This window comes from Pseudoalteromonas sp. 11L1 (assembly GCF_055397545.1).
Genome location: NZ_AP041141.1, coordinates 2,543,577 through 2,564,438 on the forward strand (window position 1 = coordinate 2,543,577; position 20,862 = coordinate 2,564,438).

Genomic DNA, 20,862 nt, shown 5'->3' on the forward strand with positions numbered 1-20,862 from the left:
ATTTAATATTTAACTCCCCTATTAGTAAAGGTATGATGGGCAATTAAATTAGTTAGTCTTCTAACTATTCGTGTTATTAGCTTTTGTTATAAATCTAATAAGACGAATACAGTGAACTATAAAAAAACTGGCATTAAGCCAACCTGTTTCATTAACCAATGAGGTATTGCATGAGCGAGAATCATGACAAGTACAGTATTGATAATACGGACTACACCGTAGGTCAAGACAATGTACAAAAGTGGGGATTTGATATACATAACCCTGTATTCGGGATCAGTGCAGGGTTAATAGCACTTTTTTTAATCGCCGTACTAGTGTCAGATGCCGAAGTAGCTAAAACAACACTAAATGGTATCAAAACCGATATTATTAATAATTTTGACGGCTTATTTATGTGGGCTGCCAACTTCTTTGTTATTTTTTGTTTAGTTTTAATTTTTTCACCATATGGCAATATCCGCTTAGGCGGTGACGATGCTAAACCATCGCATTCTCGTATTTCTTGGCTGGCAATGTTATTTGCTGCAGGTATGGGTATTGGCTTAATGTTCTGGGGGGTTGCTGAACCAGTTGCATACTACACTGGTTGGTATGAAACGCCGCTCAATGTAACAGCTAACACACCAGAAGCCGCGAAAATGGCAATGGGTGCAACTATGTTCCATTGGGGTCTTCACCCTTGGGCAATTTATGCTGTAGTTGCGCTTTCGTTAGCATTTTTTACTTACAATAAAGGCTTACCTCTTTCTATTCGTTCGATTTTTTACCCAATTTTAGGTGATAAAGCGTGGGGGTGGCCTGGTCACATAATTGATATTTTAGCTGTATTAGCAACCTTATTTGGTTTAGCAACGTCACTTGGGTTAGGTGCACAACAAGCCTCTGCCGGTATTAATCATGTATTTGGTTTTGAAGGTGGCGTAGGTTCACAAATTCTGGTTATTACAGGTGTTACGTTACTAGCAGTCGTCTCTGTTATTAGAGGCATTGATGGCGGCGTTAAATTACTTAGTAACGTAAATATGCTCATTGCTTTAGTATTACTAGTATTTGTATGTTTAGTTGGTTTTGCGGTCTCTATGGGTAATATCCCTAACACGGTAATGGGGTATGTAGAGAACATTATTCCATTGAGTAACCCACATGGCCGTGAAGATGAAACATGGATGCATGGTTGGACAGTATTCTACTGGGCTTGGTGGATTTCATGGTCACCGTTTGTAGGTATGTTTATTGCGCGTGTTTCGCGTGGTCGTACAATCCGTGAATTTTTAACCGCGGTATTACTTATTCCAACAGCGGTTACTATCCTGTGGATGTCTATCTATGGTGGCATCGCAATTGACCAAGTAGTTAATGGTATTGGTGCTCTTGGGACTGACGGTCTAACAAGTGTCCCTATGGCGATGTTCCAAATGCTTGATGAAATGCCAATGGCGAGTGTGCTTTCTTTCATTGCTATTGTATTAGTACTGGTATTCTTTATTACCTCTTCTGATTCAGGGTCACTTGTAATTGATTCAATCACAGCAGGTGGCAAAATTGATGCACCGGTACCACAGCGTATTTTTTGGGCTACTGTTGAGGGCGCAATTGCTGCTGCATTACTTTGGATTGGTGGTACTCAAGCGATTGAAGCACTACAAGCTGGGGCTATTTCAACCGGTCTACCGTTTACCATTGTTTTACTATTAATGTGTGTAAGCTTAATTTTAGGTTTACGAACTGAGCCTCGCCCAGTTAAATAACACCCTACATTAAAAAACGCCGCTAATTGCGGCGTTTTTTTTACTCTATTTTTCCTATAATATTTTATAACGTTTCGCTAAAGCCAAATTTCACTTAGTGGCGTATCTAACCGATAATGATAACTCAGCTGAGCTTGCAGTAATTCTGCGGTGGCTAAAGCGTCAGTCAGTGCATTATGGTTTTGATACAATGGCAAGGAATAACGCTCCCTTGTATCACTTAACCGTAATGAGCCTAGTTTTGTATTAAATAGCCTACCTAGTAGCCCTTGACGCGCTCTAAGCGCTCGCCTTTCAATTTCCATAGTGTCGACTAGAGCAAATTCAATCCCTTCTTTTATACGTGTGAGCAGCGCATTATAAAAAAAGTGGCGCTCAATGGCGGCATAATGCACCACCACCACTTTCCCTTTAAGTGCATCAAGAAGTGGGGCTAAAATTCGATTGAGGTCGGGAGCTTCATCCACCTCTGAGTGGGTAATACCATGGATAACAATTGACTCTTCACTCAAATCTCGTCGTGGTTGTACTACCCAATGGCGGCTCTCTTTACAGTAAATACGATTAACATTGAAAGGCACTAACCCCACACTAACAATATCATCGGTATTAGCGTCCAGACCTGTTGTTTCAAAATCTAGCGCCACAAAAGGTACATCTTTAAGTGGAGCAGTCTGATTGGTAAATGCCTGCTTATAAAACTCCTTAAGCAACGAGTTTTGCGCACTATGTAAAAGCTGCTCGTAACGACGTGGCCAATCTAACGGTGATTTAGCCATAACTTATTTCACACCTGAATGAGCAGAATAACTAAACTTTAAAAAGCTTTGCGCTTTTTCTAAAATCGCAAAAGCTTCTTTTAAATTACTTTGCTCAAATGGTGAGAGTAAATGCGGATCTAAATCATTATCGGGCGCTTCCCCCTGCTCTATCTGCCATGCCTGATGGCGAATACGTACAGTGGCAATATATTCAAATGCATCACGCAAATCTTGTGCTTTGCCTTTGGGTAATAAGTTAGCCTCGATAATATCCTCTAAGCGCTCAAACGAATTTTGTTTACGTGAACCGACCGCTAATGCATGAACGCGAACCACATCAGATAGCGGCGCTGTACCACGACGTTTTAAGTTCATTGAGCGCTTATGTTGGCCATTGTGCTCAAGTACAAAGCCGTTAAAAAATCCCAATGGTGGCGTTCGATTGCGAGCATTAGCAGCAAGGTTAGCTAAAAAGCGTTTATTTACTTTGCTTTCTTTTGCCACCAGCGTTTTAAGCTCATCGGCCCACTTTAACTTACCCCACACACCATCTAAGTCAAAAAATATCGAGCTATTGAGCAGTGCTTGCGGTTTGGGCTCGGCCATCCAGCTAGCAAATTTTTCTTGCCATTGTTCGCGGGTCATACGCCATTTTTTAAACGAGGCCATAATTTCACCATCACAATAGGTATAGCCACACTTAGCTAAACCATCACACACAAAGTCTGATAAGTTTTGAAAATACTCATCGTGCAATGCCTCATCGAAGCTATTATCTAAAATCAGTGCATTATCTTGATCGGTTACAATTAACTGCTCATCCCGCGCCATTGAGCCCAGCGCAATAAAACAATAAGGAATGGGCGGCTTGCCAAACTTTTCTTCAGCTAGCGCTAATAAGCGTTGTTTAAAGGTACGCCCTATTACTGCCATGGCCGTTCCTATCATATGCGAATTAGCATCTTCGTTTACCATACGTACAAACACGTTAGGGAGTTGGCGGGCATAATGAACTAAATCTTCCACTGATTGCTGCGCTAAAATACCCCGTACTAACAATAAGCTACTTTGTGACTCATAACGTAAAATATCGGATAGCGATATTACCCCTATTGGGCGTTTTTTATGTACCACAGGCAAGTGATGTAAGTTATCTCTAAGCATCGCTAAAACGGCTTCAAATACATAGGCATTACTATCGAGCAAGACTAAACTTGAGGTCATAACCTCTTGCGCAGGCGTATCAAACGTCAACCCTTGGGCAACAACTTTAGTTCGGATATCTCTATCTGTGATGATCCCGACAACTTGTCCGTCATCCTCTTCTGGATCGTCGCTTATTTGTTTTTCTATGTCAGTGACAAGTACTGAAGAGACCGATTCTTGTGTCATTAAAAACGCGACGTCTTGTATGGGAGTTTGCGTAGTAACCGTGACTACATCACGATGAAGTAATGATTTAACTTTAGCGGTGGTTAAGTCATTGCTGTCGGCTTGCTCTACTATAGCTTGATGCAAGCGTACATTGCCATCCACTTCGAAAAAGTCAGCAAAGGTTTCGTATTTATCACAGTATTCGTTAAAAATATTAACGTTAATACAATACGTTAAGGAATCTTCAAGCGCACGAGCCGGAAACCGCACTTTGCGGTTCATTAATAAGCCCATTTGGCCAAAAATACCGCCTGTAGCTAAACGGTTATAGAGCTCGCCATTACGACGTGAAATCTCAACAGAGCCACTGCGAATAATATACAAGTCACTAATATCTTGCCCTAAATGTAGAATATCAGTTTCGGCACGAAAGTAAGCAACCTCTATTTGCATTGCTAATTCATTCAGTGCCTCTGTAGGAAGCGTATCAAATGGGGGGTGTTCAACTAAAAACTGGGCTATTTCAACTTGCTCGGCCTGCATAGGGAATCCTTGTGGCGTGAATCTAGTTGAATTGTGAGCCTAATTGGCTATTTTTTCAAAGAAAAATAGCCAATTTAAGTAAATAGTTAGCGATTAATTATCTACTTGCTCTAACTCCTGCGCTAATTGTTTTGACTCATCACCACGAGGGCTGGTAAAACGTGCAAGTCCTAAATAAATCACCGGTGTTAAATAAAGCGTAAACAATACAGCTAAGGCTAAGCCACCAAACACCACCCAGCCAATCGCGTTACGCGCCTCAGCGCCAGCACCTGTAGACATAATCAACGGTAATGCGCCCAATAAAGTAGAGATCAAAGTCATAGTTATAGGACGTAAGCGTACCAGCGCTGCTTGCTCCACCGCTTTACGTACAGCTAAACCCTGATCTCTTAATTGATCAGCAAACTCAACCAATAAAATCGCATTTTTGGCGATTAAACCAATTAACATTACCAGACCAATTTGCGAATAAATATTAAGTGATGTACCGGTTAAATATAGCGCTAAAATTGCGGATGTAATACCAAAAGGGACGGTGATCATTACTACAATGGCGCTATTAACATTTTCAAATTGTGCCGCCAAAACTAAAAACACAATTAAAAAGGCTAACACGTAAGTCATTAGCACTTCATTTGAAGTTTCTTCAAAAGTGAGTGCCTCGCCTTTGAACGCTAAAGTAATACCTGCTGGTAATGATTGCTCAGACACTTGTTTTATTTGCTCTACCAGTGTGGCAATAGTTAAACCTTCGGGTAATTCCATGCTTAATTCTATGGCACGTCGCTGAGCATGGCGCTCAAGCTCCGCAGCAACGCCCTCTTCTGTAATATTTGCCACACTACTGAGTGGTACTAATTGATTATCGCGGGCGCTTACATATAAATTTGCTAAATCACTTGGGTCGTTAATGGTTTGATTTTGAGCCTGTAACATAATAGGTATTGATTGATCGCCGATGTTTAAATCAGCTATATCGTCGCCATTAATAGCAGCTCTTAAAGTAATGGCAATATCGCTTAACGATACACCGAGTTCTTCTGCGCGTCGTCTGTCTATATTAACGCGAAGTTGTGGTTGCGATGGTTGATACGATACGCGAACCGGTGCAACTTCAGGTACTGCTTTTTCAAGATCTGCTGAAAACTGCTGGGCAGCCTTAAATATTTCAAGATAATCTTGGCCCAGTAAAGCAACTTCAATACCGCCACCTTGGCCACGTAAATTTAAACTATTAGCGCCTCCTGCGTATGCGGGTGCTCCAGGAATATTCATTAAAGGCTGACGGATTTTATTGATGATTTCTTGTTGACTAAAATTACGTTCATCCCAGTGCTTTAAAGGCACAGTAATGAAGACAATATTAGGATCCCACTGACCAACAACCGTGTAAATAGACTCTATTTCACCGCTTTCGACGAAAGGCAGCAAAGTGTCTTCCATTTTAATGGCTTGCCTGTCCATAAAGTTCAAGCCTACACCATCTGGCCCACGAGCAAATATTCTAATTTTACCGCGATCTTCTGTTGGTAATAGCTCGTTATCTAAGCTCATATACAATGCACCTGAGCCGCCGGCCACTAATAAACAGGCAATAAAAGTAAGCCACGCATGATCGAGAACTTTATGAATTGTTTTGGTATATAAATTAGCAAGTACGTTACCAAACTTAGCAAATGGATGAAAACCGCCTTGCTTAAGTTTTAGCTTAGAGGTAAGTGCCGGCACTAACGATAACGCAACAAAGCTTGATATGATAACTGCACCGGCAAGTACGCCCCCAAACTCTCTAAATAAACGCCCTGCAGTAGAGGGTAAAAAAGCGATGGGGACAAACACAGCTGCTAATACCGCCGTGGTGGCAATAACCGCAAAAAATACTTCACGTGTACCTACTACTGCGGCCGCACGCCGGCCAAGCCCTAATCCTCGCTGGCGTTGAATATTTTCACTCACCACAATCGCATCATCAACGATTAAGCCAGTAGCAAGTACAAGTGCGAGCAAGGTTAAAATATTTATGGAGAAGCCCAATGCCCATATCAGTGCTAATGAGCCTATTAATGCTACCGGAATAGCAAATGCAGGTACTAAGGTTGCACGCCATGAGCCAATAAACACCCATAACGTAATGATCACTAGTAGCACTGTAAGCACTAATGAGTTAATCACTTCATCCACTGAACTTCTAATAAATTGTGCGTCATCTGATGTTAAGGTAAATTCCATCTCAGGAAAGCGTTCACGCATTCCTTCTATCAGCTTTAAAACCTCATCTGATATTTCTATGGTGTTAGATTGCGCTTGGCGGATAATTTCCATACCAATAACGGGTTTACCATTAAGTCTTACCATAGAGCGCGGATCGGCTGGGCCAAAATATACCGCGGCGATATCGCTAATACGGGTATCACCACGAATGATAATATCACCTACTTGATCTGGTGTTACCGAGGTAGCATCAGCACGAACAATAATTTGCTGATCGTTTGATTTTAAACTTCCTGCTGGCACATCAAAGGGAGCTTGCCTGAGCACGTCAGCAACATCGGGAATAGTTAAATTGAAGCTGCTGAGCTTAAGCGGATCGATACGTACTCTAAGCACTCGCTCTCTATCACCGTTTAAGCGCACATCAGCAACACCGGGAATAGTTAAAAACTGTGGCGCTAAATCAACATCAACCCGCTCGGTTAATGCCTCTAAAGAAAAACTCTCACTTGATACGGTGAGTGATACAACCGCCTCAGCATCGTTATCGGCTTTTATGATAGATACACGCTCAACTTCTTCTGGGAGCTCTCTTTGCACTCGCGAAACTGACTCGCGTGTTTCATTAGCGGCATCATCCAGATTAACACCAGGTCTAAATTCAACCACAATACGTGAGCTGCCTTCTTCACTTTGTGCACGAATAGATTTAACTCCACTCACACGGGCAACAGCCCCTTCAAGTTTGCTGGTGACTTCAGTATCGACGGTTTCCGGGGAACCACCTGGAAACGAAGCTGATACCGTAATACGCGGCCTATCTACATCAGGAAGCTCGCGTACTTCTACGCCAGCTATTGCGGCGATACCGGCAATAATAATGAGTAGATTAAGTACCACAATAAGTACAGGGCGGCGAATTGCCATAGACGGCAAGTCTTGCATCATAGGTTGCTGTTTCATGGCTACTCCTGCGAACTAGCGATAGGTGCAGAAAAGCTTAATTCTTGATTGGCTCGCAAGCGCTGAACGCCTTCAACAACTAACGTATTGTTTGGCTGTAATGCCCCTGATACGAGTAAGCGCCCAGCCAAGCGTTGCTCTATTTTTACATCAACCCGGGTAGCTTTGTTATCTACACTCGTCCACACATATGGACCCGTTGCGCCCCACAGTAGTGCTGCTTCAGGAATAGCGGCAAAGCGTTGACCTAATACTTTTATATGTACTCGAAAACTCATACCCGGTAAGAATTGTTGATCTTTGTTATTTAACTTTGCTTTGACTCGTAAGGTGCGAGTTTGTGGGTCTATACGTGAGTCTAAATAGGCTATTTCTGCCTCAACAGGCGCTTGCGATTGCCATGGGAACACGCGTACGCTAGCATTATTTCTGAGCATCGCAATTGCTGATTCAGGCGCGTTAAAATTAATGTATAACTGGCGGGTATCATCGATGCTGGCAATCATTGTTTGTGTTGTTATTCTGTCACCCACTTCAACGTCAGTCAGTCCCATAGTGCCACTAAAAGGGGCTCGAACTTGACGATCTTCTAATTCAGTTTCGGCTTGTATGAGAGTAACTTTTGCAAGCTCTACAATGGTTTTTGCATCGTCTACATCACTTTGTGGCACAGCACCCTTAGCTTGGCTTTGTTTTAAACGTTTTAAAGTTCGCTGACTATCTGCTAATTTTATTTTAGCCTCTTCAAGGGCCGCTTTTTGCCTACGTGAATCTAGCTCAAGTAAAATATCACCTTCTTTAACATTATCGCCAGGTTTAAAATGAACCGCTGCTACTTTATCCCCTACGGCAGGATATAAAATAACAGAATGGATAGCTTCAGCGTTACCAACAGCCTGAACTTGCTGTTGTGCTTGTTCCATAGCGATATTTTCAACGACCACGGTAGCACTAATTACTGGCAAACTAACCGATAAGAATATGGCCGTTATGCCCATTAAGAAATTTTGCGACTTCAAAGCAACACCCTAATTAATTATTATTTCCATTATGTTACGCAGTTTAACACCTCTATGATCAATAAATAGCTTAGTACGACAAATTAGCAAAACAACGCGCTGAAATTAAACATCCAGGTATTTTCTACATATTCTTACACCAGCCTACAAAATCACCACATATTTTATGCGTATTTAACATTAAGATTTAGTCATTAGAGTGAACATACAAAGGAGAGTTTATGAAAAAAAGTATCATTATGGTTTTACTGCTTAGTGGCTGTGCATCACAAGGGGTTGACCGGACAAGTCAAAATCAATTAATTAAACGCTATTATGCATCTGTTAACTCAGAACAAAAAGTGACACTTTCCTCAGAAGTAGGAACGGGAATAGCTGCTGGAGCGGGTTTTGGCTTTGTTGATAGCCTTGATGGCAACACCGAAGAAATGATCGGTGGCGCTATTGTGGGCGGTTTAGTTGGAGGGCTATTTACCGCCTTATTTGAGGGAGGTAATACGGCTTATCAGTATAACTTATACGCTGCTGATGAAGGTGAATTTACCGTTATTCAAAAGAAAAAACTCGATAAAAACACAAAATGTGTTCTTGTTAACTCAGCTAATAAAATTACACTTACGCCGATAGATAATAGTTATTGTATTCGTTGATTAAGCTCAAAGTGAGTATCAAACCTTTAAGCTGCTAAGCTATGTAGCTCGCTATTTATAAATTACTTTTAAATAAAAACCTCAGTGTTTACTGAGGTTTTTTAATGAATAAATAAACGCGTGGTGTTATTTATTTCGTTGTGCGTCTTTTTGCGCTTTTTTTGCTTCTTTACGTTGTTGTAAAGCAGCTTGAGCTTCGTTACCAATATGACCTTCACCGCGTGCTTGTGCCAATTCTATTTGTTTTTGACGCTCAGCAAAACGAGCGCGTTGCTCGTCGGTCACATCATCAATACAGTGATGACACGACACCCCTTCCATATATTCAGGCTTTTGCTTTTCTTCTTCTGTGATAGGCATTCGACATGCGTGACACTGATCATATGAGCCTTTTTGTAAGTCATGATTTACCGCGACACGGTTATCAAATACAAAGCACTCGCCTTCCCACATGGTTTCTTCTTTTGGTACTTCTTCTAGGTATTTTAATATGCCGCCTTCAAGGTGGTATACCTCATCAAAGCCCTGCTCTTTCATATAAGCTGTTGATTTTTCGCAGCGAATACCACCAGTACAAAACATAGCTACTTTTTTATGCTTTTCTGGGTCGAGATTTTCTTTGGCCCACTGTGGAAATTCGCGGAACGTCTTCGTGTTTGGATCGACTGCGTTTTGAAATGTACCAATTTCAATTTCGTAATCATTTCGGGTATCAACAAGGATAACCTCTGGATCAGAAATTAGGGCATTCCATTCATTTGGCTTAACATAACTGCCCACTACTTTTAATGGGTCTACGCCTTCAACGCCCATAGTTACGATTTCTTTTTTAAGTTTTACTTTAGTGCGGTAAAACGGGCATTCGTCATCATATGATTCTTTAGTAACAATATTGTCTAAATTAGGTTGGGTGTCTAACCACGCCAGTAAGTTATCTATGCCTTCACGTTTTGCGGAGACAGTCCCGTTAATTCCTTCTGCGGCAATTAACAAAGTACCTCGCACGTCATTTTGCTCCATTACATTAAGTAAAGGTTGGCGAAGTGCTTCAAAGTTAGGTAAAGAAACAAATTTATATAATGCACACACAACAAAGTGTTCGCTGGTTACATTATCTTTATGGATAGCAGTCATGGTTTTCCTATTTTGCTTTTTAAACCCGCAAGGGGCGTTTACCGAATCGTAAATCCGGCGCATATGGGGCGCGTATTTTACGCTTTTTTTATTTAAATGCAAAAAAATGGATGATAATGCGCTTTTTACTGTTAGCGCAGTGGCTCAGTGGGCTATAATGCGCGGATAAATTTACAAGACTTGCTCATATTGGAGAAATATACATTGCACTTTACTGATCTTGGGATTGATACTCGCCTAGAAACACAATTAGCGCACCAAGGGATCACCCAGCCTACCGATATTCAAGCTCATGCTGTGCCAACGGCACTCGCTGGACATGACATTTTCGCTCAGTCAAAAACTGGGTCAGGCAAAACTTTAGCGTTTTTATTACCTGCTGTGCAGCGAGTAATGAAACAAAAAGCACTCAGTAAACGTGATCCTCGTGTACTTATTGTTGCTCCAACTCGTGAGCTTGCAACCCAAGTGTTCACCCAACTACGATTACTTATTGCCGGTACCAATATTAAGGCAGTTAAAATTCTCGGTGGTGAAAACTTTAACGACCAAATTAAAGCACTGCGCAACGACCCACATTTTGTGGTTGCTACACCAGGGCGTTTAGCCGATCACTTAAAACAACGCTCTTTACAGTTAAGTGGCTTAGAGCTACTTATATTTGATGAAGCTGACCGTATTTTGGATTTAGGTTTCACAGAGCAGCTTAAGTTAATTAATGAACTGGCAGATCACCGATTACGCCAAACCCTATTGTTTTCAGCGACATTAGATCATGCTCAAGTTGATGCCCTTTCGCGTAATTTATTAAAAAAACCAAAACAAATTATGCTCAGTGCAGCCAATGAGCAACACAGTGATATTAAACAAACATTGTATTTAGCCGATCATCTTGATCATAAAGAAGCGCTACTTGAGCATTTCCTTAATCAAGATAATGTAGGGCAATGTATTATATTTACCGCAACACGTGCTGATACCAGTCGCTTAAGCGAGGCATTAAATAGTAAAGGCTTTAAGTCTGTCGCACTAGCCGGGGATTTAACTCAAAGTAAGCGCCTTGATATCATGGATGCGTTTAGTCGTGAGAACTTTAAAATATTAATTACTACTGATGTTGCATCTCGCGGTTTAGATTTACTCAGTGTTACCCATGTTATTAATTTTGATCTACCAAAACATGCTGAAGAATACGTTCACCGTATTGGTCGCACAGGCCGTGCTGGTTTTAAAGGCAACGCGCTATCATTTGTTGGTCCTAAAGATTGGGCAAGCTATTTAGCAATAAAGTCATTTTTAAATGACGAATTGTCGTTTGCGACGGTTGATGGTTTAAAAGCGAAATTTAAGGGCATCAAAGAGAAAAAAGTAACGCCAGTTAAATCAATTAAAAAGATAGTAGCTGATAAAAAACCACAGCAAAAACGCAAAGCGAAACCGAAAAAACCAGTAGCCCCAGTTAAAGCACCACTTAACATCGATGGTGATACCCCTATGCGTCGTAAAAAAAAGCCTGAGCAGGAATAATTATGAGTTACCTTGGAACTACCCAAACCTTATTTGTAAAAGAAGTCAGTAATGAAGGTGCCTATTTAGATGGCCATGACTTAGGTGAAGTATTTTTACCTAAACACGAGATTAAACATGAACTTGAAGCTGGCGATAGCATCAGCGTTTTTACATTTTTAGATAACGCAAACCTGCCAACAGCAACAACTAAAAAACCACACGCACAAGTCGGTGAATATGCCCTACTGCGCGTTAAAGAAATAAACAGCATTGGTGCTTTTTTAGATTGGGGTTTAGAAAAAGACGTGCTTGCACCGTTTAATGAACAAAAACCGCGTATGCAAGAAGGTTACTCGTATTTAGTCCGTTTATACCTAGATAATGCCAGTCAGCGAATTTGTGCTTCAACCAACTTTAATCGCTTTTTATCAAAAGACGAGCCGCAATATAGCCACTTGCAAGAAGTCGATTTAATTGTGGCAGGTAAAACCGATATCGGCTACAAAGTACTTATTGAAGAGTCTCATTTTGGTGTTGTATTTTACAACATGGTATTTAAAAACCTATTTGTTGGTCAAAAGCTCAAAGGGTTTATTCAAAAAGTGCGTGAAGACGGAAAAATTGACGTTATACTTGAAAAGCCAGGTATGGGTAAAGTCAGTGAACTTGGCGAAAAAATTATGGAAAAACTAAAAGATGAAGGTGGCATCTTAGCCATAGGCGATAAATCTGAACCTGAATTAATTAAAAAAGTTTTCTCGACCAGTAAAGCAAACTACAAAAAAGCCATTGGTGGGTTATTTAAACAAGGCTTAATTGATATTGAAGCTAAGTCTATTCGTTTAAAATAATTCTATAAAAAAGCCACCTAGGTATAAACTTAGGTGGCTTTTTCGTATTTAAAATTTATAACTTAATGTTTTTGTAAGGTAAGGTACAACGTGAATATTGATTTGAATATTCAATTAATTCTTTTTTAGATGTCATATTTAATGGCGCTAATCTAAATACTTTTTTTGTACACTCATTCTGCATTTCATCGTGTACATCAACACATTCTCTACTACTTATATCAAGTCCTGCTAAAACAGCTTCATTTGTATAACATAAATGCTGAGCATAGTTTTGGGCGATTTTTTTAAACTTAAATAAATCAACGGGGTAATCAGATACCAAATCGGTAACATTCGAAACATCATCATACATTTTGGTTGAAAATACATATTTATTAACAGCAAAGCCACTAATGATAATTACCACTACAAACATTATTAAACGCAAAGTTAGTTCCTCACTGCATAGCCGTAACTAAATGTAGCACAAACAAAAAGAGTTGTAATAAACTCCTTATAATTATGCATACTTTAAATTTAAGCTATTGATTTATTAACATCATTTAATACTTCTACAGGGTTTTGTGCCTGAGTAATCGGACGCCCTATTACTAAATAGTCACTGCCAGCTTCAATCGCGTCTTTAGGTGTCATAATACGTTTTTGATCGCCCGCATCACTGCCAGCAGGACGAATACCTGGGGTTACGAGTTTAAATTCTTTGCCTAAAGCCGCCTTTAAACTTTGTGCTTCTTGTGCAGAACAAACCACACCATCAAGCCCTGCTTGCTTTGTTAGTTTTGCTAAATGCATAACTTGCTCTTGTGGTGATTTAGTTATACCTAAACGCCCAAGCTCAGTTTCATCCATGCTGGTTAAAACGGTCACGGCAATCAATAAAGGAGCTTTATCACCAAATTGTTCGAGTGCCTGCTTTGCTTTATGCATCATTTCAAAACCACCACTTGCATGAACATTAACCATCCACACGCCCATTTTAGCTGCAGCGGTTACTGCTTTAGCAACAGTATTTGGGATATCATGAAATTTCAAATCTAAAAATACATCGAAACCTAAATCAACCAGCTCTTTAACAAATTCAGGGCCAAAATATGTGAACATTTCTTTACCCACTTTTAATCGACAGGTATCCGGTGATAACTGTTTCACAAATGCTAAAGCAGTTTGCTGATCATCATAATCAAGAGCGATAAGAATTTTTTTTGATTGTTCGAAAGACATAACTATCCTACTAGTGAGCGAAAAGTATAAAGATTAAAATCCGTCTAAGCCTCTGCTAGGCACAATGGTTTCCCAATGTTTACACGAAGGGCAATTCCAATAAATGGTGTAACTTGTAAAGCCACAATGCTGGCATTGAAAGTCAGGCTTGGTAGCAATATATGAGGTAACAAGTTTATCTATTTGATTAAGCACATCTTTGGTATTTTTATTTTCGGCGCTCATTAACTGCAGTAAAAAACTAAAGCCACGGATGGTAGGTTGACGTTTTAAACTGTCGGTTAAAAATTCAAAGGCTTGTTCAGTGTGACCTTGCTCAAGCAACGCTTGGCAATGCTGTATTTTTATCATTACCCCACCCTTATCTAATAAGTCGTTCACGAGTTCATGAAACTGATGGGTTAGTTTAAGTTGCTTATAACTATGCGCTAACTTATCAATAAATAATGGCGCAAAAAAGGTAAATTGACAGATAAGTTCTCGCCAATAATAAATTGCTTTTACGTAATCTTCTTTTGTATAGGCAGACAAACCAAGCTCATATAGAGGCCTGATTGTTTTAAAGTTTAAGCTAATAGCTTTGCGCATAAGTTGAGGATTATTACTGGTAATAGCATATTCACAATAAAAGTTTGCGATGGCTTTGAAGTGTTGTTCTTTTGAAAAAAGCTCAGTATGCGCTTCAAACATACTAATGCCTTTTTCCCATTCACGGGTCTGTGAATATAAGGAAATAATTGGCTCAAGAGCATCTTCATGGTTATTTTTTACCAGCCATATTAAATGTTCTTCTGCGCTATCGAGTAAACCTGCCATAATATAGTCTTCTGCTAATTCTAACCGACTATTGGCAGCTTGTTTTTCGTTAAGGCTTGGGTGTTTTAATAGCAATTCATGAATTTTTATTGCGCGGTCAAGCTCGCCACGGCGGCGAAACATAGTGGCTAATGTAGAATAGTGTTCTACAGAGTCAGCAGCTACTTCGAGCAAATTAATTAAATGCTCAAGCCCCTGATCTTCTTCTCTGTCCAGTAAGAACTTTAACCCTTTACTGTATTCAGAAGTGATTTCTCTATTAAATTGATGAGCCTGATTTTTCGCACTGTTTTTTCCCATGATCCAGCCATAACCGGCGGCGACAGGAAGCAGTAAAAACAACAGCTCAATCATAATTAGGTATCTTTGTTGGCAATACGCTTTTTATTATCTTTTTCAGGCGTTAATTGCTTTTTTAAACGGTAATTTTGCCACTTTAATTGCGTAAACAATTTAAAGCTCACAAAGCAACCCACTACAACACCTAACAAAAAGCAGATACTTATTATAACGGCTAAAGGTAATGTATTACTGGCTATTATGTAGTTAATTTGTGTTAATTGTGGATTTTGCGAACCCAATACAAATGCACCAATTAAAAAAAGTGCTGCCAGAATAATTTTTAATACCTTGAACAAGTAACTACTCCAATAAATTTACTAAGCAATGCTCTCGTTTACACGGTCACGTAGTTCTTTGCCTGGCTTAAAATGAGGTACATGCTTACCATCTAACTCTACAGTTTCACCTGTTTTAGGATTTCGACCTGTACGAGGCGCACGGTAATGCAAAGAGAAACTTCCAAAACCTCGGATCTCAATACGATCTGAAGAAGATAATGAGCCGGCCATTTGTTCAAGAATTTCTTTAACAGCGTTCTCAACATCTTTAACAGGAATATGTGAATGTTGTTCAGCAAGTGTTTCTATCAGTTCTGACTTAGTCATAGCGTTTCCTTAAAAAGAAATAGTGGAAGGGCATAAACTGCCCTTCCAATTAAAAGACTATAATTAATTAGTCTTTTTGTGCATTTGCGAAAGCAGCTGCCATTGCGTTTTCGAACACTGGCTCTTCTTTCTTAAGCTTCTCTAGTACTTCTTTCTCTTCTGCTTCGAAAAGAGCTTTAACAGATAAGCTTAAAGTGCGGTTCTTACGATCAACACCAACGTATTTAACTTCGATTTCGTCGCCTACAGAAACAACAGTAGTTGCATCTTCAACGCGCTCTTGAGCGATATCAGCTACACGGATGTAACCTTCAACGCCTTCGATAAGTTCAACAGTTGCGCCTTTCGCATCAACTTCAGTCACTTTACCTTTAACAATAGCACCTTTTTTGTTTGCATCAAGGTAGTTATTGAATGGGTCAGCTTCGATTTGCTTAACACCTAGAGAGATACGTTCACGCTCTGGGTCAACTTGCAATACGATAGCAGTGATTTCGTCGCCTTTCTTGAATTCACGTACAGCTTCTTCGCCAGGTGTATTCCAAGAAATGTCTGAAAGGTGTACAAGACCATCAATACCACCGTCAAGACCGATAAAGATACCGAAGTCAGTGATTGATTTGATCTTACCAGTAACTTGGTCGCCTTTGTTTTGTAGACGAGCAAATTCCTGCCAAGGATTAGCAATACATTGCTTAAGACCAAGAGAAATACGACGACGTTCTTCGTCGATTTCAAGAACCATAACTTCAACAGTGTCACCAAGTGAAACAACTTTTGAAGGGTGGATGTTCTTGTTAGTCCAATCCATTTCAGAAACGTGTACTAGACCTTCAACGCCTTCTTCGATTTCTACGAAGCAACCGTAATCAGTAAGGTTAGTTACACGACCAGAAAGTTTAGAGCCTTCTGGGTAACGACCAGCGATAGCTGCCCATGGATCTTCGCCAAGCTGTTTAAGACCTAGAGATACACGAGTTTTATCTTTGTCGAATTTAAGAACTTTAACTGCGATTTCGTCGCCAACATTAACGATTTCTGAAGGGTGCTTAACACGCTTCCACGCCATGTCAGTAATGTGTAGTAGACCATCAACACCACCAAGGTCAACGAATGCACCGTAGTCAGTAAGGTTCTTAACGATACCTTTAACTTCTTGACCTTCAACAAGGTTAGCAAGAAGCTCTTCACGTTCTTGTGAGTTTTCTGATTCGATAACTGCACGACGTGAAACAACAACGTTGTTACGTTTTTGATCAAGCTTGATTACTTTAAATTCAAGCTCTTTGCCTTCAAGGTGAGTTGTGTCACGTACTGGACGAACATCAACAAGTGAACCAGGTAGGAAAGCACGGATTGAATCAACTTCAACAGTGAAACCGCCTTTAACTTTACCGTTGATAACACCAGTAACAGTCTCTTGCTCTTCACATGCTTTCTCAAGACGGATCCACGCTTCGTGACGCTTCGCTTTCTCACGAGAAAGGATAGTTTCACCGAAACCGTCTTCGATTGCATCTAGTGCAACATCTACTTCGTCGCCAACAGCAACTTCTAGTTCACCAGCAGCATTTTTGAACTGCTCTGCAGGGATAGCACTTTCTGATTTAAGACCAGCATCTACAAGTACAATGTTGTTCTCGATTGAGATTACTGTACCTTTAACGATAGAGCCTTGCTCTGCTTCAAAACCCTTTAAGCTTTCTTCAAATAACTGCGCAAAATTTTCTGACATACGAATATACGTCTCATATATTAATACCAATAAGCAACCATGCTGCATGGGGTTGTTAAAATAGCACTGGCGTCCTGCTGGTGCATAAAATGTGTTTAGCTTCGTTTAGGAAGCTTACCTTCAGAGATGCTTGAATCTAATAAAGTTATAACTTTATCAAAGACTTGCTGTGCGTTGAGTTCGCTAGTATCAAGCTCAATCGCATCCTCTGCAGGTACAAGCGGCGCAACGGCGCGATTCATATCGCGATCATCACGTGCTCGAATGTCTTGTAATAGACCACTTAGTGTAACATCAAGCCCGCGCTCATTCAACTCAACAAAACGTCTGCGAGCACGTTCTTCTGCGCTTGCGGTTAGAAATATCTTTAATGGCGCATCAGGAAACACAACAGTACCCATATCGCGACCATCAGCAATTAAGCCATTTTCAGTTCTAAACGCACGCTGGCGACGAAGTAACGCTTCACGAACTCGTGGCAATGCCGCCACTTTAGACGCTGCAGCCCCCACTTCTTCATTTCGAATAGTGGTTGTTACGTCTTCGCCTTCTAAAATAATCTTTCCTGCATTAGTGTCACTGTCTATCAAAAACTGCACATCAAGATTTGCAGCTAATGGAACCAGTGCTTCTTCGTTATCTAACGCAATTTGGTGATGAAGTGCTGCAAGTGAAAGTACGCGATAAATTGCACCGCTATCTAACACATCCCAGCCTAATTTTTCAGCCAATAAGCGACAAACAGTTCCTTTACCAGAACCACTTGGGCCATCTACGGTGATTACGGGCATTAATAACGCCGGCATTTAAAACCTCCTTCAATGCACACCAAAATAAACCGCCACATTATACGTCAATTATTAAAGATTATCCGCTTTTAGTATGTAACTTTTTATAAATACTTATAAATAGCCTATTTACTGACAGATGCTAACACGTTGAAAAATGTTGGGAATGTCTTGTAAGTACAGGCTGGATCGTTAATCGTTATGGGCTTACCCCCTACTGCCACCATTGCAAAGCACATGGCAATACGATGGTCATCATAGGTATCTACAGCCACATTATTAAACTGTTTTGGCGGTGTGATCTCAATAAAGTCATGCCCTTCTACTACTTCAGCCCCTACTTTTTTAAGCTCAGTGGCCATAGCGTGTAAACGGTCAGTTTCTTTTACTCGCCAGTTATAAATGTTGCGAATTGCCGTTGGCCCTTTTGCAAACAGGGCAACTGTAGCCAGGGTCATTGCAGCATCAGGTATTGCATTAGCATCAATATCAATACCGTTAAGCTCACCTTTACGAACAACTAAACGTTCGTCATACCAATCAATTTTGGCACCTACTTGCTCCATAACGTTAGCAAAACCAATATCACCTTGAACTGATTTAGCACCGACGCCTTTAATTTCTATTTCGCCGCCGGCAATTGCTGCAGCAGCAATAAAGTAAGAAGCAGATGAAGCATCCCCTTCGACCATAATTCGCTCAACGGCTTGATACTGTTGTGCACCTTTTACAAAGAAAGTACTGTAATTGTCATGCTCAACGGTAACACCAAAACGCGCCATTACATCAAGAGTAATATCAATGTAAGGCTTAGACACTAACGTGCCTTTAATTTTAATTTGAGTATCACCTTTAAATAACGGTGCAGCCATAAGCAACGCAGTTAAAAATTGGCTTGAAATACTACCGTCAATTTCGACTTCACCACCCGCTATTTGTCCGCCGACAATTTTAAGTGGCGGATAATCTTTATTTTTTAAATAACTAACATTACCACCTAAGGCTTGCAGTGCATCAACTAAGTGGCCAATTGGTCGCTCTTCCATACGTGGCTCACCAATTAACTCATACTCCCCAGCAATCGCTGCAAGCACGGCCGTTAAGGGACGGTATGCTGTACCTGCATTACCTAAAAACAGTGGTTCAGTTGGCGTTTTAAATACGCCACCTACACCTTCTACGGTCGCGATGGTTCGCTCATCATTAAGTGTAACATTCACACCGAGCTGCGCTAAGGCGCCCAACATATGACGAATATCATCACTGTCTAATAAGTTTTCTACAACCGTAGTGCCGTTTGATAGTGCAGCCAATAATAGAATGCGATTTGACAAGCTTTTCGAACCAGGCAGAGTAACACTGCCATTAACCTGTGAAATAGGCGCTAAAGAAAGTTGCTCCATTAGCTGTTCTCCTTTGCGAAAGCCGCCATAAAATCAACTAATGCTTTAACCCCTTCCAGTGGCATTGCGTTATAAATACTCGCGCGCATACCGCCAACAATACGGTGCCCTTCAAGCGCTAATAAGCCCGCTTCATTTGACTCTTTAACAAACTTATCATTTAGGCTTTCATCAACTAACCAAAAAGGCACATTCATACGTGAACGACAATGTTTTGCTACCTTGTTGGTGTAAAAATCAGACTCATCGATAAAGTCATAAAGCAGCTGAGCTTTGGCAGTATTATGTGTTTCCATGGCTTTTACACCGCCATTTTGCTCAAGCCATTCAAATACTTCAGCTGCTAAATACCATGCAAATGTAGGTGGAGTGTTAAACATACTGCCTTGTTTTGCTTCAAGGGCGTAATCCAAAATACCTGGCTTAGCTAGCCCTTCACGCTCAAGTAGCGTTTTACGAACAATTACGATAGCAATACCCGATGGGCCGATATTCTTTTGAGCACCTGCGTAGATTAAATCAAATTGATTAACGTCAATTTCGCGCGATAGAATAGTCGACGACATATCGGCGACAATCGGTGCTGTTGGGTGACTAGGTACATCAAAAATCTCTAGACCATCTACAGTTTCATTTGGGCAATAATGAATATATGCAGCATCGGCTGGTAAAACCCAATCGGCTACCTGCTTGATAGAAAATAAACCGTTATCATCATTACGTACGTCAATTGTGTGAGTTTGAGTAAACTTATCGGCTTCGCTGGTTGCACTTTTTGACCACACGCCGTTTTCACAATACACCGCTTTTTTTCCATCAACGTGGAGGTTTAAAGGTACGGCACTGAATTGACCTCGACCACCACCGTGCATAAAGAGCACTTCAAACTCGTCACTTATATTCATTAAGCGACGTAGACTAGCTTCACACTTAGCCGTTAATGCTAAAAATTCTTTACTGCGATGGCTCATTTCCATCACCGATACACCAAGACCTTGCCAGTTTAAAAACTCTTTTTGCGCTTTTTGCATAACAGCCGGAGGTAACATTGCAGGGCCTGCACAAAAATTATATATACTCATTACCTTTTCCTCATTCCAGTAATTTAACTTGAATTAAACTAATTTAATTTTTTTCAACCACATAAAAAAAGCGGCCAAGGCCGCTTTTTTCAATCTCA

At 40.5% G+C, this 20,862-nt stretch carries 18 protein-coding genes; 4 read left to right on the forward strand and 14 right to left on the reverse strand.

Annotated elements, in window-relative coordinates:
- Positions 1 to 170 precede the first annotated feature (170 nt).
- The gene (locus ACZ5WS_RS11970; protein WP_010389940.1) at positions 171 to 1,751 is read left to right on the forward strand and encodes a BCCT family transporter; all 1,581 of its coding nucleotides are present in this window, start codon (positions 171 to 173) and stop codon (positions 1,749 to 1,751) included.
- Positions 1,752 to 1,828: 77 nt separating this feature from the next.
- Here ACZ5WS_RS11970 and ACZ5WS_RS11975 read toward each other — a convergent pair whose 3' ends face one another.
- The 4 genes from ACZ5WS_RS11975 to ACZ5WS_RS11990 form a co-directional block, all read right to left on the reverse strand.
- The gene (locus ACZ5WS_RS11975; protein ID WP_109874671.1) at positions 1,829 to 2,530 is read right to left on the reverse strand and encodes a 3'-5' exonuclease; all 702 of its coding nucleotides are present in this window, start codon (positions 2,528 to 2,530) and stop codon (positions 1,829 to 1,831) included.
- A 3-nt stretch (positions 2,531 to 2,533) separates the two neighbouring features.
- Positions 2,534 to 4,429: a DUF294 nucleotidyltransferase-like domain-containing protein gene (locus tag ACZ5WS_RS11980; protein ID WP_464708740.1), complete on the reverse strand. Its 1,896-nt coding sequence runs from the start codon at positions 4,427 to 4,429 to the stop codon at positions 2,534 to 2,536.
- 93 nt (positions 4,430 to 4,522) lie between these two features.
- A complete protein-coding gene (locus ACZ5WS_RS11985) occupies positions 4,523 to 7,606 on the reverse strand; it encodes an efflux RND transporter permease subunit (RefSeq protein WP_198523135.1) in 3,084 nt (1,027 codons plus the stop codon).
- Between the two features lie 2 nt (positions 7,607 to 7,608).
- Entirely contained in the window at positions 7,609 to 8,625 is a 1,017-nt protein-coding gene (locus ACZ5WS_RS11990) for an efflux RND transporter periplasmic adaptor subunit (RefSeq protein ID WP_442960224.1), read from the reverse strand.
- A gap of 221 nt (positions 8,626 to 8,846) precedes the next feature.
- Between ACZ5WS_RS11990 and ACZ5WS_RS11995 the strand changes: the two genes are divergently transcribed.
- Complete coding sequence (locus ACZ5WS_RS11995) at positions 8,847 to 9,275, forward strand: hypothetical protein (protein WP_464708741.1); 429 nt, start codon at positions 8,847 to 8,849, stop codon at positions 9,273 to 9,275.
- 126 nt (positions 9,276 to 9,401) lie between these two features.
- On the opposite strand, the gene trhO is transcribed toward ACZ5WS_RS11995, so the two are convergent.
- Positions 9,402 to 10,409, reverse strand: a complete 1,008-nt coding sequence (gene trhO / locus ACZ5WS_RS12000; RefSeq protein WP_138608478.1) for an oxygen-dependent tRNA uridine(34) hydroxylase TrhO — start codon at positions 10,407 to 10,409, stop codon at positions 9,402 to 9,404.
- Positions 10,410 to 10,613: 204 nt separating this feature from the next.
- Here trhO and ACZ5WS_RS12005 point away from each other — a divergent pair, with 204 nt between their 5' ends.
- Together ACZ5WS_RS12005 and ACZ5WS_RS12010 are read left to right on the forward strand one after the other, a co-directional pair.
- Entirely contained in the window at positions 10,614 to 11,936 is a 1,323-nt protein-coding gene (locus tag ACZ5WS_RS12005) for a DEAD/DEAH box helicase (RefSeq protein ID WP_464708742.1), read from the forward strand.
- A gap of 2 nt (positions 11,937 to 11,938) precedes the next feature.
- Positions 11,939 to 12,769 (forward strand): CvfB family protein, encoded by an 831-nt coding sequence (locus ACZ5WS_RS12010; protein WP_010389931.1) that lies wholly within the window; start codon positions 11,939 to 11,941, stop codon positions 12,767 to 12,769.
- A gap of 55 nt (positions 12,770 to 12,824) precedes the next feature.
- Here ACZ5WS_RS12010 and ACZ5WS_RS12015 read toward each other — a convergent pair whose 3' ends face one another.
- The 9 genes from ACZ5WS_RS12015 to serC all read right to left on the reverse strand — a co-directional run bounded on the left by ACZ5WS_RS12015 (position 12,825) and on the right by serC (position 20,764).
- Positions 12,825 to 13,199 (reverse strand): hypothetical protein, encoded by a 375-nt coding sequence (locus ACZ5WS_RS12015; protein ID WP_171039639.1) that lies wholly within the window; start codon positions 13,197 to 13,199, stop codon positions 12,825 to 12,827.
- Between the two features lie 89 nt (positions 13,200 to 13,288).
- Complete coding sequence (pyrF, locus tag ACZ5WS_RS12020; protein WP_138608482.1) at positions 13,289 to 13,993, reverse strand: orotidine-5'-phosphate decarboxylase; 705 nt, start codon at positions 13,991 to 13,993, stop codon at positions 13,289 to 13,291.
- A gap of 33 nt (positions 13,994 to 14,026) precedes the next feature.
- Positions 14,027 to 15,163 carry a lipopolysaccharide assembly protein LapB gene (gene lapB, locus ACZ5WS_RS12025; RefSeq protein WP_138608484.1) on the reverse strand — a complete coding sequence of 379 codons (1,137 nt, stop codon included), beginning with the start codon at positions 15,161 to 15,163 and terminating at the stop codon, positions 14,027 to 14,029.
- Positions 15,164 to 15,165: 2 nt separating this feature from the next.
- Entirely contained in the window at positions 15,166 to 15,447 is a 282-nt protein-coding gene (locus ACZ5WS_RS12030) for a lipopolysaccharide assembly protein LapA domain-containing protein (protein ID WP_008114742.1), read from the reverse strand.
- 21 nt (positions 15,448 to 15,468) lie between these two features.
- On the reverse strand, positions 15,469 to 15,756 hold the full coding sequence (ihfB, locus tag ACZ5WS_RS12035; RefSeq protein WP_008114744.1) for an integration host factor subunit beta: 288 nt from the start codon (positions 15,754 to 15,756) through the stop codon (positions 15,469 to 15,471).
- Positions 15,757 to 15,823: 67 nt separating this feature from the next.
- The gene (gene rpsA / locus ACZ5WS_RS12040; protein WP_002961176.1) at positions 15,824 to 17,491 is read right to left on the reverse strand and encodes a 30S ribosomal protein S1; all 1,668 of its coding nucleotides are present in this window, start codon (positions 17,489 to 17,491) and stop codon (positions 15,824 to 15,826) included.
- A gap of 95 nt (positions 17,492 to 17,586) precedes the next feature.
- On the reverse strand, positions 17,587 to 18,297 hold the full coding sequence (cmk, locus tag ACZ5WS_RS12045; RefSeq protein ID WP_075169266.1) for a (d)CMP kinase: 711 nt from the start codon (positions 18,295 to 18,297) through the stop codon (positions 17,587 to 17,589).
- 107 nt (positions 18,298 to 18,404) lie between these two features.
- Entirely contained in the window at positions 18,405 to 19,682 is a 1,278-nt protein-coding gene (gene aroA, locus ACZ5WS_RS12050) for a 3-phosphoshikimate 1-carboxyvinyltransferase (protein WP_055013301.1), read from the reverse strand.
- On the reverse strand, positions 19,682 to 20,764 hold the full coding sequence (gene serC, locus ACZ5WS_RS12055; protein ID WP_138569617.1) for a 3-phosphoserine/phosphohydroxythreonine transaminase: 1,083 nt from the start codon (positions 20,762 to 20,764) through the stop codon (positions 19,682 to 19,684). The genes aroA and serC overlap by 1 nt, the downstream gene beginning before the upstream one ends.
- Positions 20,765 to 20,862 lie beyond the last annotated feature (98 nt).